Annotated in this window: 15 protein-coding genes; 6 read left to right on the top strand and 9 right to left on the bottom strand. The window is 64.2% G+C overall.

Annotation, left to right across the window (positions count from 1 at the left end):
- Positions 1 to 41 precede the first annotated feature (41 nt).
- Positions 42 to 116, top strand: coding sequence for a 50S ribosomal protein bL37 (locus BCAL_RS14055; RefSeq protein ID WP_099327425.1), 75 nt, complete (start codon positions 42 to 44; stop codon positions 114 to 116).
- Positions 117 to 203: 87 nt separating this feature from the next.
- Here the strand turns inward: BCAL_RS14055 and BCAL_RS03465 are convergent, their stop codons facing one another.
- The 5 genes from BCAL_RS03465 to BCAL_RS03445 form a co-directional block, all read right to left on the bottom strand.
- Positions 204 to 2,444 carry a YhgE/Pip domain-containing protein gene (locus BCAL_RS03465; protein ID WP_043164333.1) on the bottom strand — a complete coding sequence of 747 codons (2,241 nt, stop codon included), beginning with the start codon at positions 2,442 to 2,444 and terminating at the stop codon, positions 204 to 206.
- The gene (locus BCAL_RS03460; protein ID WP_043164331.1) at positions 2,444 to 4,963 is read right to left on the bottom strand and encodes a YhgE/Pip domain-containing protein; all 2,520 of its coding nucleotides are present in this window, start codon (positions 4,961 to 4,963) and stop codon (positions 2,444 to 2,446) included. The genes BCAL_RS03465 and BCAL_RS03460 overlap by 1 nt, the downstream gene beginning before the upstream one ends.
- A 39-nt stretch (positions 4,964 to 5,002) precedes the next feature.
- Positions 5,003 to 5,722, bottom strand: coding sequence for a TetR/AcrR family transcriptional regulator (locus BCAL_RS12140; protein ID WP_152600295.1), 720 nt, complete (start codon positions 5,720 to 5,722; stop codon positions 5,003 to 5,005).
- 262 nt (positions 5,723 to 5,984) lie between these two features.
- Positions 5,985 to 6,929 (bottom strand): aldose 1-epimerase family protein, encoded by a 945-nt coding sequence (locus BCAL_RS03450; protein WP_043164434.1) that lies wholly within the window; start codon positions 6,927 to 6,929, stop codon positions 5,985 to 5,987.
- Between the two features lie 279 nt (positions 6,930 to 7,208).
- A complete protein-coding gene (locus BCAL_RS03445) occupies positions 7,209 to 8,162 on the bottom strand; it encodes an aldose 1-epimerase family protein (RefSeq protein ID WP_043164329.1) in 954 nt (317 codons plus the stop codon).
- 253 nt (positions 8,163 to 8,415) lie between these two features.
- On the opposite strand from BCAL_RS03445, the gene BCAL_RS03440 reads away from it, so the two are divergent.
- Entirely contained in the window at positions 8,416 to 9,444 is a 1,029-nt protein-coding gene (locus BCAL_RS03440; RefSeq protein WP_274518243.1) for a 4-hydroxy-3-methylbut-2-enyl diphosphate reductase, read from the top strand.
- 1 nt (position 9,445) lies between these two features.
- Here the strand turns inward: BCAL_RS03440 and ybaK are convergent, their stop codons facing one another.
- From ybaK to BCAL_RS03425, 3 genes are all read right to left on the bottom strand, one after another.
- Positions 9,446 to 9,955, bottom strand: coding sequence for a Cys-tRNA(Pro) deacylase (gene ybaK / locus BCAL_RS03435; RefSeq protein ID WP_043164326.1), 510 nt, complete (start codon positions 9,953 to 9,955; stop codon positions 9,446 to 9,448).
- A gap of 138 nt (positions 9,956 to 10,093) precedes the next feature.
- The gene (gap, locus tag BCAL_RS03430; RefSeq protein WP_043164324.1) at positions 10,094 to 11,152 is read right to left on the bottom strand and encodes a type I glyceraldehyde-3-phosphate dehydrogenase; all 1,059 of its coding nucleotides are present in this window, start codon (positions 11,150 to 11,152) and stop codon (positions 10,094 to 10,096) included.
- A gap of 202 nt (positions 11,153 to 11,354) precedes the next feature.
- Positions 11,355 to 12,101: a thiamine diphosphokinase gene (locus BCAL_RS03425; RefSeq protein ID WP_043164432.1), complete on the bottom strand. Its 747-nt coding sequence runs from the start codon at positions 12,099 to 12,101 to the stop codon at positions 11,355 to 11,357.
- Positions 12,102 to 12,225: 124 nt separating this feature from the next.
- Here BCAL_RS03425 and BCAL_RS03420 point away from each other — a divergent pair, with 124 nt between their 5' ends.
- From BCAL_RS03420 to rplT, 4 genes are all read left to right on the top strand, one after another.
- Positions 12,226 to 13,986, top strand: coding sequence for a spermidine synthase (locus BCAL_RS03420; RefSeq protein ID WP_043164322.1), 1,761 nt, complete (start codon positions 12,226 to 12,228; stop codon positions 13,984 to 13,986).
- 339 nt (positions 13,987 to 14,325) lie between these two features.
- Positions 14,326 to 15,054, top strand: coding sequence for a translation initiation factor IF-3 (gene infC / locus BCAL_RS03415; protein ID WP_052118992.1), 729 nt, complete (start codon positions 14,326 to 14,328; stop codon positions 15,052 to 15,054).
- Positions 15,035 to 15,229, top strand: coding sequence for a 50S ribosomal protein L35 (rpmI, locus tag BCAL_RS03410; protein WP_043164320.1), 195 nt, complete (start codon positions 15,035 to 15,037; stop codon positions 15,227 to 15,229). The genes infC and rpmI overlap by 20 nt, the downstream gene beginning before the upstream one ends.
- A 45-nt stretch (positions 15,230 to 15,274) precedes the next feature.
- Complete coding sequence (rplT, locus tag BCAL_RS03405; RefSeq protein WP_043164318.1) at positions 15,275 to 15,658, top strand: 50S ribosomal protein L20; 384 nt, start codon at positions 15,275 to 15,277, stop codon at positions 15,656 to 15,658.
- Between the two features lie 143 nt (positions 15,659 to 15,801).
- Here the strand turns inward: rplT and BCAL_RS03400 are convergent, their stop codons facing one another.
- Complete coding sequence (locus BCAL_RS03400) at positions 15,802 to 16,806, bottom strand: siderophore-interacting protein (protein WP_043164316.1); 1,005 nt, start codon at positions 16,804 to 16,806, stop codon at positions 15,802 to 15,804.
- Between the last annotated feature and the right edge of the window lie 15 nt (positions 16,807 to 16,821).

Raw genomic sequence — 16,821 nt, 5'->3', positions numbered from 1 at the left:
AATTCCGAAGGCTTATTTTTCTAGAAAAAAGGAGTCCAATCATGGGCATGCGCGGACGTAAGCGCAGGGATCGTCGTAAGAAGGCCGCCAACCACGGCAAGCGCCCGAACACCTGATCGATCCTGTCGCAAGACATATGAAAACCCGCCTGAACCTCACGGTTCGGCGGGTTTTCCTTTTCGTTCTTCCTGTTCGGTCGCATCTCAGTTCATCGCCATCGTGCTGGAGATGAGGGTGCTGGTCTTCGCCATGGCGCGGGTCACCGGCGTGTACAGCGTGAAGCCGATGAGCAGGGCGACCACGAGATAGATGCCCATGCGGCCCATCTGCTCCCAGTAGACGTTGCCGTAGAATCCTCCGACGGCCTCCCGCAGCGCGGTGATGCCATGCGAAAACGGCAGATAAGGGTACAGCTGTCTGAACACGCCTGGGAGCATCTCCACCGGGAACGTGCCGCCGATGCCGGCGATCTGCGAGACCATGAGCGCGGCGCAGATCGCCTTGCCGACGGTGTTGAATACGGCCGCCAGCGTGTAAACGAGCATCGAACTCACCAGCGACGACCACCACAGGCACAGCATGAACAGGAGCGGGTCCGTCGCCTGCGCGCGCAGGTACAGCAGGTCGCCGAGTCCCAGCACGGTGGTCTGCGCCAGCGAGAACGCGACGAAGGTCAGGCCGCGGCCCAGATACAGCTGCCATGGCCTCGGACGGTCCAGGGCCGCGGAGATCCTGTCCGACACGTTCGCCTTGAGGATGATGCTCAGGAACATCGCGCCGACCCAGATGGCCAGCAGTGTGTAGAACGGGGTCATCGCGGAGCCGTTGTTCGCGATCGGGTACACGGCTATACGCTTCGTCGTCACGGGCGTGGTCATGGCCAGGGCGATGGTGTCCGTGGGTTGGGAGAGCAGTTTGCGTACCTCCTCCACGCCACCGGAGGCCATGGCCTCGTCCAGCTTGTCGGCGGTCTCGCCGAGTTTCTTCGATTGCTCGAGCAGCGTGTCATGCGCCGTGTCGATGTTGGCCGTCAGCTCCTTGATATTGGTCAGCGCTCCGGCCGAGCCGCTGCCGTCGGTTCGCCCGGTCACGTCGGCGAGCGCGGAGGTGGTCTCGTCGACCAGCGCCTTGGCGTCCGTCCCGGTCCGCTTGGCGGAGTCGGTCACGCCGGAGAGGGTGGCGACGACGTTGTCCTGATACGACTTGTTCAGGTCGCGGATCGACTGCGCGCTGGCCTGCGCCTGCGCGGCGATGTCCTTGCCCGAGTCGTTGATCGCCTGTCCCTTGGCTTCTGCCTGGTCCGCGGCGTCATTGATCTTCGTATCGGTGGCATTGAGACGCTTGAGGGTGCGGTCCACGTCGGCGATGGCCCGGTCGATCGCGGCCTTGGCCGGTTCCGTGTGCAGCGTCTCCCGGATGGAGACCAGCGTGTTGCGGTACTGGGTCAGGCTTGCGATCATCGGCCTGATGCGGTTCGTGGAGATCGCGCGCAGGGCCGCCGCGGTGTTGGCGGATCCCGCGGCGGGTTTGCCCAGCGCCTCCTCGGCGTTATCGCCGACGTTGTCGAAGGCGTTCGCCGCGGAATCGAGTCCATCGGCCATGTTCGCGTTGACGCGGTCGATCGACGTGGATGCGTCTCCGAGCTTGCCGGTGATGCCGTCCATGTCGACGGTGGAGGATTGCAGCGACCGCTTCGTCCGTTCCATCGATTTGCCGGATGCGTCGAGCAGGGATGCCGCGGAATCGGCGAGGCCCGCGTAGCTCGAAGCGAGGTCGGCCGCATCGGAGAGGTCTGCCGATTGCCGCCGCAGATTGGCGCTTAATGCGCTGATGGATCGTGCGCTCTGGTCCGTGTCGAGATAGGAGGCCACGGAATCAAGCGTGCCGGCTGCGGTCTGGGCGACGGACGAGGTGAGGGTGTCGCTGATCTGCTGGCGTACTGTGGATGCGCCCTGATCGGTGACGGTGGAGCCGATGGGGTTCTTCTTGGGGTTGGAGTAGTAGACGAGCTGCGCCTGCCTCGCCTTGGTCTTGTCCGTCTTCCCGGAATCCGCGGTCCCTTCGTTCAGCAGGGAGAACAGGTCCGTGCTGAAGTCCTCGGGAATCACGATGGCCGCGTAGTATTCGCCTGATTCCACGCCGCTTTTGGCCTTATCCTCGTTCACGAACGTCCAGTCGAGGCTGTCGTTTGCCCTGAGGGCGTTGGAGACCTGATCGCCCATGTTGACCTTCGCCGGCAGCAGGTCGCCCTGATAGCCCTTGTCCGAGTTGGCGACCGCGACCTTCATGTCGCCGGTGCTGTCGTAGGGGTCCCAGTTGGCGTAGATGTTGAACCATGCGTAGAACGACGGCATGAGGATCAGGCCGATGGCGATGATGAGTGCGATCACGCTGCTGCGGATGTGCAGCATATCGGTGCGGAATATGGTCCATACGTTCTTCATCAGCGGCCGTCCTTTCCATTGTTGTTGACATCACCTGCGGCCACGACGGAGCGCAGCAGGCTTTCGGCGCTCATCGTGCTGTCATGCGCCTGCCGCGGCAGGTGGAGGTGGATGTATTCGAGGATGATCAGCGCGACGTCCACCACGATCACCATCGCCAGCCAGGCCACGAGGAATCCGATGCTCGGTCCGACGATCATCATGGCGATGAGGAACACGACGGGGATGATCCAGATGAGGTGGAATCCGATGCGCACCAGATGCGGGTACAGGCGCTCGAACTTCTCCGCCCTGCGCCTTATGCCTGCGCCCCATGTCGGGTCGGCGAGCATCTTGCGCACGGTAATCATGGCGTTGCGTTCGGATACGACGATCTCCATGCGCTGCGCATTGACCAGATCGGTCTGCTCCAGTTCCCTGTTGAACAGGTCGTTGAGGTTGGCGAGCGCCGGGCGGCACAGCATCGCCACGAGCAGGAACATCACGGCGAACGTGGAGGTCTGCCAGATGCGTGTCCAGAAGTCCGTGCCGTAGAAGCCGCCGATCGTCTCACGGAGCGCCTCGACGCCGTAGGTGAACGGCAGTATCGGGTACAGCAGTCGGTAGAAGTGGGGCATCATCTCGATCGGGTACATGCCTCCTGCGCCCGGTACCTGCAGTATCAGGAAGATCACGCTCAATGCCATGCCGATGTGCCGGAACATCATGACCAAGCTGTAGGCGATCGATACGTAGGTCATCGAGCATACGATGGTGCCCAGATAGTACGCCCATGGCACGTTGCACTGGATGCCGATGACGAGGTTGCCCGATGCGATGACGATGCCCTGCATCACCGCCACGACCATGAGCAGCAGCCATCGTCCAAGGAACGCCTGCTTGGGCGTGAGCGCGTCGACGCCTTCCGAATCGGCGTCATTACGTATGAGGGTAAGCGCCACAAACGCGCCCGCCCAGCATGCGAGGTTCGTGAAGAACGGGGCGATGGCGGTGCCGTAGTTCTTCATCGGATAGTACTCGCGGGTCTCCAGACCGACCGGGGAGGCAAGGAACGAGGACACCTGATCGGCATCCACGTGCGCGAGGCCCTTGACACCGGCCCACGCGTCGCTCGCACGGAGGACGGCGAAATCGGCCTGCGTGCGTTGCACCGATGCGCTCACGCGATCGAGGGCCTTGCCCGTCTGCCCCATCACCTTGGATGCCGATTCGAGGGTCGTGTCGAGCTGGGCGAGATCGGCGTCGATGCGGTCGATCGATTCGGCCGTTCCGCCCACGGTTCCGGACAGTCCGACGAGCTGGGTGGAGACGGCGGTGAGGGTGGAATCAATCCTGCTCGAAGCGTCCGAGGACAGGCTGGAAAGCCCGTCGGTCTTGCCGTTCAATGCGTCTAGGGAATCGGAGAGCTTCTTGCCGCCCGACTGCATCGCCGAGGGGATGCCATTGTTCAGTTGCCTCATCGCTTCGATCTGCGCGGCGAGGTCGCGCTGATGCTGTTTCGCCTGTGCGAGGGCGTCCGAGCCTGCGAGCTGCGGGTCGGATTCCATCGCCTCGATCGCATCCCCCAGGGCATCGTTCGCGGATTCAAGCGTGGACAGCGAGGCGTCGACACGGCCGGAGATGTCCGCCGCATTGCCGTTGATGGTGTCCGCCATGCCGTCGATGCGGCCCTTAAGGGAGCCGGCCCCGGACTGCACCTGTCCGATGGTCGTATTCATGGAGTGCTGGAACGCCGACAATCCGGTACGTGCGGAGTCGACGGAGGATGCCGTGTCGTTGACGCTCGCGGAAAGGGCGTCGGCGCGACCGGCGATGCCCGTCATGTTGTGGCGGGCCTTCGCGATCGTCGCCCTCGCATCGGTGATGGAAGATTGCGCATCATTCACTTTTCCGCGGGCCGCCGTGATACTGGATTGGGCTTCGTTCAACTTGCCGTCCAGCTGGTTCGCCGTCCCGTCGAGCTGGCCGCTCATCTTGCCGGCCTCTTCGGAAAGCGTCTTCGTGACGGTCTTGCTCACGGTGGAGACGAACGATTCGTTGATCTGCTGCTCAAGGGCCGCGGCGCCGGACTGCGTCACACGCGGCGCAAGCGTGTTGACCTTCTCGTTGACATAGTAGGACAGTTCGGGCCGCGTGAACTTCCCCTGCAGCACGCTGGTCAGGTCCGCACTGAAATCCTTCGGGATCACAATGGCCGCATAGTATTCGCCGGATTTCACGCCGTTGACGGCGGCCGACTCGTCCACGAAGCGCCATCCCAGATCGTGGTTGTCCTTCAGGGCGTCCATGGTCTGGTCGCCCACATTCATTTCGGAGCCGTTCACCATGGTTCCCGCATCGTTGTTGACCACCGCGATCGGCACGTCGCCGGTGTTCGCGTACGGGTCCAGATTCGCCGCGACGTTGAGCCATGCATACAGTCCCGGCACGAAGCATGACGCCAGAACGATGAACACGGCGAAGGGCACCGCGCAGATCCGCTTCACATCGCGGATGAAGACGCGCAACACGTTATGCATGATAGTTGTCCGTTCCCTTGTGAATTCACCTACCGACCGTCATCGCCGCGCCGGATTCGTCTGGGCATCCGCCGATTCGCAGGCCGATGCGCCGATATTCCTAGCAAGCATGGCCAGCCCGATCGTATGCGTGTTGTTGGCCGCGATCCTGACCACAAGGTCGATGGGCTCCCTGCGCCCGCGCCGATACCATTCCTTGAGCGAGCCGACGATCCCGGCCGCCAGATACGCGAAGTGATAATCCCGCACGGCTCCGGCCGTCCGCCCGTCCACCGCCGGTCCCACCGGGTCCACCTGCGTTGCGGAAAGAGGGTCGATGAGCTCGTTGCAGTACGCGCCTATGGCGTCGATGAGGTCGCCGGAGAGCGCGTCCCCGGACTTGCTGACCACCAACAGGGATGTGGATTCGTTGGCCGCGGCGAACTCGAAGATCTCATGGATGAGGGGTTCGTAATCGTCCTGGAGGATCTCCCCGCGATGATGGGCGATGATGTCCTTGTACGAATCGATGAGCTCGCGTTTGAGCTGATCGAACAGGGCGTAGATGTCCGTGTAATGCACATAGAACGTCGCCCGGTTGACGTCCGCGAGACGGGTGAGCTCCATCACCGAGATCTTGTTCAGCGGCTTGGTTTCCAGCAGCTTGACCAATGCATTCTGCAGCATCGCCCGCGTGCGGCGCGACCGCCTGTCCATGGGCTTGCCGGATTGCCCTTCGTCAGATTCGCCGATAACCGTCCGGGCGTATGCCTCTGCCATTCCGTACCTCCAATGCCTTGATTCGTAATGCCGCATCGGCCGAAGACGCCGGGATCTTCGTTTCTGTGTATTGCTTGTTGTCTCGGTGACATCATAGCAGACATTCTTCGACAAATGTCGATAAACAATGCAACTGTCGAATTGGGGATGTTGGATAGAGCGGAAAACGACGAAAAACGGTTGGGCGGTACTCCTGATGTGGAGTACCGCCCAACCGTTTCGCGGACTATTCATGATCGCGTGTTCCCGCGCGTCAGACCCGTCAGACGCGATCGGCGCGGAACGTGACGCGCGTCGTGTAGTCGTCGCCGGGTTCGAGGATGACCAGATCCTTGCCGGTGCGGAACGCGTCGGCGTAGGCGGTCATCGGCTCGACGGCCACGCCGGGCTGGCGGACCTTGGCGCCGATCTCGTTGCCGGTGCACACCTGCCACGAGTTGATGGTCCTGTCGCCGGTCAGCGTGACCCTGATGCCGTCGGGACGGGTGAACACCGCGGACGTGCCGCCGTCGGCGTCGCGGTTCACGATGTCGGTCCACGCGTCGTCGAACCCGCGGCCCTCGAGCGTCGGGTTGTCGCGCAGATCGTAGATGCCGGACACCGGCTCCTCGCCGGTGGGCAGCAGATGCTCGTCGACGGTGACATGCGTGTCGCACGGGATCGTCAGACGGCACGGCTCGTTGTCCGGGGTGATGTCGGCGCCGATGGAGCGCTTGCCGTTCGCCAGCCACGGGTGGATGCCGAACGCCCACGGCGCCTTGACGGAGTCGTTGTTGTGCACGGTGAACGTCTCGTTGAGGCCGTCCTCCTCCAGCGCGTAGGTGGCGGTGACGGTAATGTCGAACGGGTAGCCGGCCAGATCGGGGGATCGCCAGGAGAGCGTGACATGCGACTCGCCGAGGTCCTCGAGCTGCCACATGTAGCGGTAGGCGTAGCCGTGCAGCGAGGCGGAGCGGTCGAACTCGTCGATCGGCATCTGGTAGTCCTCGCCGTCGAACGTGTACTGGCCGTCGGTCACGCGGTTCGGGTACGGTGCGAGCACCCATCCGTTGCAGCAGGGGATGACCTTGTTCGGGTCGAACGGGACGATGATGTCCTCGCCCTGCCACTTGAGCTCGCGCAGGCTGGCGCCGAGCTCGGTGACGACGGCGCTCCACTCGCCCTTGCGAATCGAATACTGGTTGCCGGTACGGGGTTTGAGAACCATGGTCTTGAGCACACTCCTTCGTGGATGATGAGACGTATTGTTATCGCTCACAATGATACCTCACCTCAGTGCGAGGACTGCCGCACCCTTGGTCCCCTCTGATGGGACGTTGCCGTGAAGCAAACAGCGGAGCTGTTTGTAGGCAACGTGCGAGCCGACAGGCGAGCCAGTCAGCTGCGCGCGCAGCGCGTCCGTAATTGCGGGACGGGCCGTCAGCGGAGCTGACCGGGGCGAGGCGAGTCGGAGAGACAAGCCGTCGGCGTGCGGTACGCACTCCGTTCAGGCGCGGCTCACCTCGTAGCGCACGACGGTGGTGACGGTCTCGCCCGGCTTGATCGTCACCAGATGCTCGCCGGAGCGGAACGCGTTGGCCGGGGCGGTCATCGGCTCGACGGCCACGCCGTACGGGTGCTCGACGAACGGCGCGCCGGTGGCGGTGTAGCACTGCCATGCGTTGATGGTCTCGTCTCCGATGAGCTTCACCTCGATGCCGTCGGGGCGGGTGAACACGGTGGTCGTGGTGCCGTCGGCGGCGCGGTTGACGTCGAGCCATGCATCGTCGAAGGAACGGCCCTCCAGCGTCGGGCCCTCGCGCAGGTCGGTGACGCCCTCGACCGGCTCGACGCCCGTCGGGATCAGCCCGTCGTCGACGACCACATGCTGGTTGGCGTCGATCTTGAGACGGCATGCGGCGGAGTCGGCGTCGCGCTCCTCGCTGGTCGCACCTTGCTTGCCGTTCGCCAGCCACGGGTGCAGGCCCAGGGCCCATGGGGCCGGCTCGTCGCCGCCGTTGAATGCGGAGACGGTCACGGTCATGCCGTGCTCGCCGAGTTCGTAGGTGGCGGTGACGGTCACGTCGAACGGGTATCCGTCGAGGTTCGGGAAGCGCAGCGACTGGGTGACGGCGTTGTCGGTGAGCGATTCGAGCTTCCACATGTAGTGGTAGGCGTAGCCGTGGTTCGCGTTGTGGCGCGGCGCGGGGTGGCATTCGTTGACCGGCGCGCAGTAGTGCCTGCCGTTGAAGTCGTATTCGCCATCCTTGATGCGGTTCGGCCACGGCGCGAGGATGTAGCCGTTGCAGGTGGGGGTCAGATCGTCCGGGCCGAACGGGCAGAAGATCTCCTCGCCCTGCCAGTCGAAGCGGCGCAGCTTCGAGCCGAGCTCGCAGATCACGGCGGAGTAGTCGCCGTAGTGGATGGAATACTGGTTGCCGGTGCGCGGTGTCTTGCTCATGGTTCACTCCATAGTGAGAGAGGTATGTTACCGTTACCATCCTAATGCGTGACGTGCTGTTCGGATGGGCGGCAGGCCGCGTTGCCGCGGTCTTTGATATGGGTGATCGGCAAGTCGGCGAATCAGCGAATCGGCGGCGCAGGCAGCGGAGATGTTTCTCACACGGTTTCGCCACGCGTTTCGACCCGGGGCCCTTCCGACGGTTGCTAGGCTTGTCAGCGGATGATCAGCGGACGTGATCAGCCTGGACGACATGAGGAGGACTTCGATTATGGGCAAACGCATCGTACTGGCCGATCCGAGGGGATTCTGCGCTGGCGTGGACCGTGCGATCCTCACCGTGCGCACGATCCTCAAGGGCTCCGGCGGGGGTGTCGGCGCCGGAGCGACCGCCGGTTCGGGCGCGGGACTGCCGCCGGTGTATGTGCGCCGGCAGATCGTGCACAACAGGCATGTGGTCGAGGACCTGTCCGCCCAGGGCGCGGTGTTCGTCGAGGAGCTCGGCGAGATCCCCGACGAGGCAGCCACCGCAGGCGTGCCGGTGGTCTTCTCCGCGCACGGCGTGTCCCCCGAGGTCAAGGCGGAGGCCAAGGCGCGCGGGCTCAACGTCGTGGACGCCACCTGCCCGCTGGTCGGCAAGGTCCACCGCGAGGTGACGCGGTTCGCCCGCGGCGGCTACGAGATCGTCTACATCGGGCACAAGGGCCACGATGAGGCGGTAGGCGTGGTGGGGGAGAGCCCCGAGCACGTGCATCTGATCGAGCATGTGGGCGACGTCGCCTCGCTCGATTTCACACCGGACACGAAACTCGTGCTGCTCACGCAGACCACGCTGAGCGTTGACGAGACCGCCGACACGATCGCGGCGCTCAAGGCACGCTTCCCGTGGATCGAGATGCCGCCCAGCTCGGACATCTGCTATGCGACCTCCAACCGTCAGGCGGCCGTCAAGGTCGTCGCCGAGCAGTCCGACTGCGTGGTGATCGTCGGATCGGCGAACTCCTCGAACTCGGTGCGTCTCGTCGAGGTCGCGCAGGAGGGACTCGGGCAGCGGGGCCGCGCGCATCGCGTCGACGACGCCGGAGACCTCGACGACGCATGGTTCGACGGGGTCGAGGCGGTCGGCATCTCCTCGGGCGCATCGGTGCCGGAGGAGTACGTCGCCGGAGTCATCACGGCGCTCAAGGCGAAGGGCTACACCGAGACGACCTCGGTGGAGACCACGCGCGAGGACATGCACTTCGTACTGCCCGCCGAGCTTCGCCGGTCCCCTCGGCGGTAGATCACCAGGTGCCGATGGGGGCGGCCACGGCGTCGAGGACCTTGATGAGATCGTTCGGGTTGACGCCGACCGAGAACCCGCGCTTGCCTCCGGAGACGAGGATCACGTCGTACTTGAGGGCGCTTTCGTCAAGCACGGTTTTGTGGCGCGTCTTCTGTCCGAGCGGGGAGATGCCGCCGACCACATAGCCGGATTCGCGCATCGCGATCTTCGGATCGGCCATCGCGGCCTTCTTCGCGCCGACCGCGGCGGCCAACGCCTTCAGATCCATGTGCCCGGACACCGGTACGACGCCGACCACGCGCTCATTCCCGGTGTCCGCCATCAGGGTCTTGAAGACCTGGTGCTCGTCGAACCCGAGTTTCGTGGCGGCCTCCACGCCGTAGCCGTCGTCCATGTGATCGTTGGAATGCTCGTATTCGTACGGGGTGAACTCCACGCCCGCGCGTTCCAGTTCGACGGTCGCCGGGGTGGATCCGGCGCCCTTCTCATGCTTCTTTTTCTTGGTCATGACCTCAAGTAATACCCTTTGTAAATGACAGATGCTTCCCGCCGGCCCGTATACGAACGCATATGAGAAAACCCCCGCACAAGGCGGGGGTTTCGACCGATCAATCGATCACGTCATGGCAGCGTATGCTGCGACGACTCACTCGGAGATCTCGGCGAAGTACAGCAGGGTACGGATCATGTTGGAGGTGAAGCCGTACTCGTTGTCGTAGAAGGAGACCGTGCGGGCGAGGGTCAGGCCGTCGATGTTGTTCACGTCGGTCTGGGTCGGATCGAAGACGCCACCGTGGGTGTCGCCCAGGATGTCGGAGGACACGATGCCCTCGTCGTTGTAGCCGTAGAACTCGCAGTTCTCGAAGGCTTCCTTGAACGCGGCGTTGATCTCGTCGGCGGTGGTCTCCTTGTTGAGGACCGTGGTCAGCTCGGTGACGGAGCCGTCCGGGACCTGGACGCGCTGGGCGTGGCCCTGCAGCTTGCCGTTGACGGACGGAACGACCTTGCCGATGGCCTTGGCGGCACCGGTGGAGTGGGCGATCGTGTTGATGCCGGCGGCGCGCAGGTTTCGGCCGGTCTTGGTGCCACGCGGGCCGTCCAGCAGCATCTGGGTGCCGGTGTAGGCGTGGATGGTGGTCATGAAGCCGGCCTTGATGCCGAACTTCTCGTCCAGCAGCTTGACCATGGCGGCCATGGAGTTGGTGGTGCAGGAGCCGGCGGACACGATGTTGTCGGAGGCCTTGAGGATGTCGTGGTTCACGCCGAAGACGACGGTCGGGGTGGTGTCATCCTTGGCCGGGGCGGAGATCAGGACCTTCTTGGCGCCGGCGTTCAGGTGGGCCTGGGACTTCTCGGCGGAGGTGTAGAAGCCGGTGCACTCGAGCACGAACTCGACGCCGTCGTTCTTGACCCACGGAATGTTGTTGGCGTCCTTCTCGGCGTAGACCTTGTACTCCTTGCCGTCCACGACGATGGAGTCCTCGGTGGACTTGACGTCGACCGGGGTGCCGTCGTCATGACGGAAGGTGCCATGGGTGGAATCGTACTTCAGCAGGTAGGCCAGAGTGGCCGGGGTGGTCAGATCGTTGATGGCGGCAACTTCGATGTCACCAGCCTGGCCGCCGCGAGCCTGGAGCTCGAAGATGCGACGGAAGGCGAGACGACCAATGCGACCGAAGCCGTTGATACCAATCTTAACTGTCATGTAATTCTCCCTTGGGGAAGGCCCCGGGCACGTGGACGCACACGGAACCATTGTTTACCAACGATTCCTTACTGTAATGCCTCACCTGTACTTCAGGCAACGTTTCGCCGGGTGTTTCCAGCGAAAACACAGGTTTTTTTGTGAGCGTTCACATTCCGGACGTCACGGGACCATATCCGTCCGCATTCCGCCATGCGGAACCCTAGCCGGCCAGCAGGGAGGAGACCGAGGTGTCCAAGGCGCCCAGATCGCCCGAGGGCGCATGGCGCAGCGTCACCTTCGGGCCGGGCGCCTCGGCCGGATAGGTGACGATCAGCGTGCCCTCGCGCACCGAGACCGCGGCCGGCGTCAAGGGCAGGAACTCATTGCTCAGCCCCAGCACCGAATCCGCATCGAGCACGCCGTCCATCAGCCGGTACTTCAGGCCCGGCTCGTCCACGCCGCGCGAGACGTCCGTGTGCGAGAACACCGACACCATGCGTCCCGGCGTCGCGTCGAACGCCGGCCAGTCGAGGCGCCCGTCGCGGATCGCCGTGACGATCGTCCCGTCGCCGTGCAGAAAGGCGACGCCGCCGTGGCGCGCGACAAGCGCCGTCAGCCTGATCGCCGACAGCGTATGGTCGATGCGCCCGCCCAGCGCGCCGTAGACATGGAACGTACGGCATCCGTGCGCCCAGCCGATCTTCAGGGCGCTGAGCAGATCCGGGTCGTCCTTCTGCGGCGGCAGCGCGATCGTGTGCTCGCCGCAGGCCGGCCGATCGCCTTGAAGCGAATCGAAATCGCCCACTACCACATCCGGCGCGACACCGAGCGCGCGGGCGTGGTCCAGTCCGCCGTCCGCCGCGACGACGAACGCGCCATCCGGCACCTCGACCGCATTCGCACGATTGGCGTCGACCGCATAGTATTCGCCGGCGGCGAACACCACGCACTGGGGAAGCGACTCCATGCGCGTGCCGTCCGTCCTCTCGTCCGAGTCGTTCGTGTCGTCCAAGGTCGTGTCATCCATGAGCGACAAGTCTACGCCGTGCGCCAACCGGTCGTGTACCAGCACTGTAATACCGTTGACTGCCATGGCAGTGAAAACAGCGGCGAGCGACCGGCCGATCCTCAAGTCCAAGACCTTCCTGTACGTCACCGAGTTCTTCTCCGGCATGGCGGTGATGGCCGCCGAGCTCGGCGCCTCCAGACTCCTGGCCCCCTACTTCTCCAGTTCGCAGATCGTATGGACCATCATCATCGGCACGATCATGATCGCCCTCGCCCTGGGCGCCGTGTTCGGCGGCAGATGGGCCGACCGCGACCCCGACCCGGACAAGCTCTACCTGAGGATCATGGCGGCCGCCGTATGGATCTCGCTGATCCCGCTCGTCGGCAAGTTCGTGATCCTCCTGATCTCCGGCCTGCTCATCGTCACCGTCTCGACGAACTTCCTCGTCATCGCCGCGTTCGTCTCCTGCATGATCGTCTTCGTGCCGCCGCTCTTCCTGCTCGGCACCGTCACCGCCGGCCTCAACAAGTTCGCCACCGACTCGCTCGACGACAACGCCTCCGTCGTCGGACGCCTGTCCGCATGCAACACGATCGGCTCGATCCTCGGCACGTTCCTGCCCACGTTCGTCACGATCCCCGCGGCCGGCACGTTCGTCACGTTCCTGCTGTTCTCCGGCGCGCTGCTGGCGATCCCGCTCATCTACTTCATCTCGATGAAGGCGAAGGTCGTCGCCTGCGCCGTCTCGGCCGTGGTCTTCGCCATCAGCTCCGTGCTCTCGCCGCTGACCGGATTCGCCTTCTGGGAGAACCACGCCACCCTCGCCTACGAGGGCGAGTCCATCTACAACTACCTGCAGGTCAAGAACCTCTCCGACCGTACGATCCTGTCGACCAACGTGCTCTTCGGCGTCCAGTCCGTCACGATGAAGGACCAGGGGCTGACCGGCATGTACTACGACACCGCGCTCGCGGCCCCCGCGCTCGCCGATCATGCGAGGAGCGCCCTGATCCTCGGCATGGGCACCGGCACCTACGCGAGGCAGCTCAGGCGCTACTATCCGAAGATGAGCGTCACCGGCGTCGAGATCGACCAGAAGATCACCGATCTGGCGGTGAGATACTTCGACGAGCCGGACGACGTGCCGGTCTCCACCTACGACGGGCGCGCATGGCTGGCCGCATCCCACGACACCTACGACGTGATCATGGTCGACGCGTATCAGGACATCACCATCCCGTTCCAGATGAGCTCCGACGAGTTCTTCTCGATGGTGCGCCGGCACCTGAATCCCGGGGGAGTCATGGTCGTCAACATGAACATGATCTCCGACGGCGAAGGATCCATCAACGAGGCGCTGCAGACCACCATCGCCAACGTGTTCAACGGGGCGTGCCGCATCGGCACCACATACACCGCCGACGTGCCCGGCACCACCAACCGCGAGCTGTTCGCCAAGGCGCCCACCGCCGACGAGACGGCCCGCTACGACGGGTGCGACGACGCGTGGCGCGCCACCGGTCGCATCGCCACCGTCTCCGAACCGTTCACCTCCACCATGAGACGCGACACGACGGCCGATTCGCTGCGTGCCGTCACCCGGGAGCGGACCGGCGACGGCGAGCTCGCCGCATACATGGACGAGGTGGGCGGCAGGATGACCCCTGTCAGGGATCCGCGGATCGGCACGGACGACGAATCGCTGATCCTCACCGACGACCATGCGCCGGTCGAGCTGCTCGGCATGCGCGCCATCGACCAGCTCATCGCCGAACAGGCCGGGCCATACCGCGAGATCCTCGAGAAGGAGGGGATCGGAGGACTGCTGCGCGCGGTGCAGTGAGTCGCAGTGAGCCATAGTGAGCCGCGCACGGCGGCGCGTCGCCGTGCGCGAAACGGGGGCGACACGCCCTAGTCGATGGGTGTGGTATAGTAACCATTCGGCTTGAGAAATCAAGAAAGCGGGGCAACCCCACCTGGAAGCCTTTCACGGTTTCGGGTTCAAGGCAGTGGCCTTCCTTCCGACGGCAGTGACATGCCCATGCATTCTCGCATGCGGGAGGATATACCACAGCGCGTATGCGCGGAAGTTGCAACACAGCGCCACAAGGCGCACATTGGCCTGCCATGAAACCGAAGCGATGAACGACGTCCAAGTGAGTCCCGGTCCCGTAGAGGAAATTTGAGGATTGGAGTCATCATCAGCGACGAACCACGCATTAACGACGAGATTCGCGTCTCGCAGGTGCGCCTGATCGGCCCGAACGGCGAACAGGTGGGAGTCATCGCGACCTCGGTCGCCCTCAACCTGGCGAAGGAAGCGAACCTCGATCTCGTCGAGGTGGCGCCCAACGCGAAGCCTCCGGTCGCCAAGCTCATCGATTACGGCAAGTTCAAGTACAACGAGAAGATCAAGGCTCGTGAGGCTCGCCGCAACCAGAACACGGCCGAGATCAAGGAGATTCGTTTCCGCCTCAAGATCGACGACCATGACTTCGAAGTGAAGAAGGGGCATGTGGTCCGCTTCCTCAACGGCGGAGACAAGGTCAAGGTCACCATCATGCTGCGTGGCCGTGAACAGTCCCGTCCGATCGGTGGCGTCGAGCTGCTGCAGCGACTCGCCGCCGACGTGGAGGAATACGGCACCATCGAGTCCAAGCCGAAGCAGGAGGGCCGCAACATCATCATGACGCTTGCGCCCAAGGGCAAGAAGGTGCACACGCAGTCCGAGCAGCGTCGTCGCGGTGCGGAATCCCGCGCCGAGCGTCAGGCCCGTCAGGCCGCACGTCTGGCCGCCAAGCAGGACGCGCAGGCTCAGGCCGTCGCCGAGGCGAAGACCGCGTTTTCCCCCTCGACCTCCAACCAGAAGCACATCAACAAGGAGGGCAGCAATGCCGAAGATGAAAACTAACTCCGCCGCTTCCAAGCGCGTCCGTCGTACCGGTTCGGGCAAGCTGATGCAGGTCGGTTCCGCCATGCGCCACAACCTTGAGCACAAGTCCGCCCGCAAGCGTCGCCAGCTGAAGGCCGACGCCGTCATCCCGACCGCGCAGGCCAAGAAGCTCAACCGCATGCTCGCCAAGTGAGCGACGTTTCGAGACAAGACATTTAGAAAGCTGAGGAAATAGATTATGGCACGTGTCAAGCGCGCAGTGAACGCCCACAAGAAGCGTCGCGTCGTTCTCGAGAGGGCCTCCGGCTACCGCGGCCAGCGCTCCCGTCTGTACCGCAAGGCCAAGGAGCAGCTGCTTCACTCCTTTAACTACAACTTCCGCGACCGCAAGGCTCGCAAGGGCGACTTCCGCAAGCTGTGGATCCAGCGCATCAACGCCGCCGTCCGCGCTGAGGGCATCACCTACAACCGCTTCATCCAGGGCCTGCGTCTTGCCGGCATCGAGCTGGATCGTCGCGCTCTGGCCGAGCTGGCCGTCTCCGACGCCGACGCCTTCAAGGCGATCGTCGAGGCCGCCAAGGCCGCTCTGCCGGAGGACATCAACGCTCCGGTCGAGGCCTGATTCGATAGGTTCGAATAGGACTGAGACGGTTTTCGGGGCGCAAGCCCGAGAGCCTGTTATAGCCTGATACTGCATGATCCCCGTTCTCCATTCGGAAGACGGGGATCATGCAGTATCAGGCTGTTTTCGTTGTCGTTCGCCCGTCAGATCTCGCTCTTGCCGGCACGCCAGTAGCCCATGAACGCGGCGCGGCGGCGATCGAGACCATGATCGCGCAGCAGCACCCGACGAACGTCCCTGACCACCGCGGCCTCGCCGGCGACCCACGCGTAGAAGCCGTCCGAACCGGTCGCCAGTCGCGAGGTGCTGCCGATGCTCGGCAGTCCGTCCCCGGTCGTCTCCCACAGCAGTTCGCGATCGACATCGGTCTCCGTGTATGCGGGGGCGGGGGAGTCGCCGGTTCTGCGCCATCGGGTGACGAACGAGCGGGGATGCGCGTCGGCGTACGCCTCGACCGCGCGGACGAGACGCGTGCCGCGTGCCGATCCGTTTCGGGGCAGCCATTTGATGTCGAGCCGCTCGCATTCGGGCGCGGCGATGACATCGCCGCTTTCGGGCACCTCCAGCAGCGCGGTGATCGAGCCGTCCCACGGCGTTCCGGCCAGCGAGCCGATGATGCCGAGGATGGCGGGCGTAGCCGTCTCGTCGCCCACCAGCAGCACGTTGCCCGCCACGCCGGGGTGGAAGTCGATGCCGCCGCCGTATGTCTCGGCGCGATCATCGGGCGCGACCAGCACCACGGTGTCGCCGGGGCGCGCCGTCATGGCGAAGGTACCTGCGGGACCGGCCCCCTCATGGGTGACGAATTCGATGCACACAAGACCGTCGTCCGGCGTCGTGCGCAGCGTGTAGGTGCGGATCACGTTGCGCCGATCGGCGGGCAGCGCCCGCCAGACGTCCCACCAGGCACCGCGTTCGACGCAGTCGGCGGCGAGCAGTGGCGAACGTTCCCAGCGGGGATCGTCCTCCAGCGGCAGCACGAGCTTGATGCGCTGATCGTATCCGGTGCGTCGCACATGCTCAAGCTCGGGGCCATCGAAGGTGATCCGGGTGAAATGCGCCGACAACGGCGTGACGTCGGCCACATGGGCGAGGAACGGGCGGAACGGCGGGTATGCCGTGTGCTTGGCGTCAGTCGTGGTGGTCATATCGGCTCCTTGAGT

The sequence above is a fragment of the Bifidobacterium callitrichos DSM 23973 genome (genome assembly GCF_000741175.1).
GTDB classification, from domain to species: Bacteria; Actinomycetota; Actinomycetes; order Actinomycetales; family Bifidobacteriaceae; genus Bifidobacterium; species Bifidobacterium callitrichos.
This window is presented reverse-complemented; position numbering and strand designations above follow the sequence as displayed.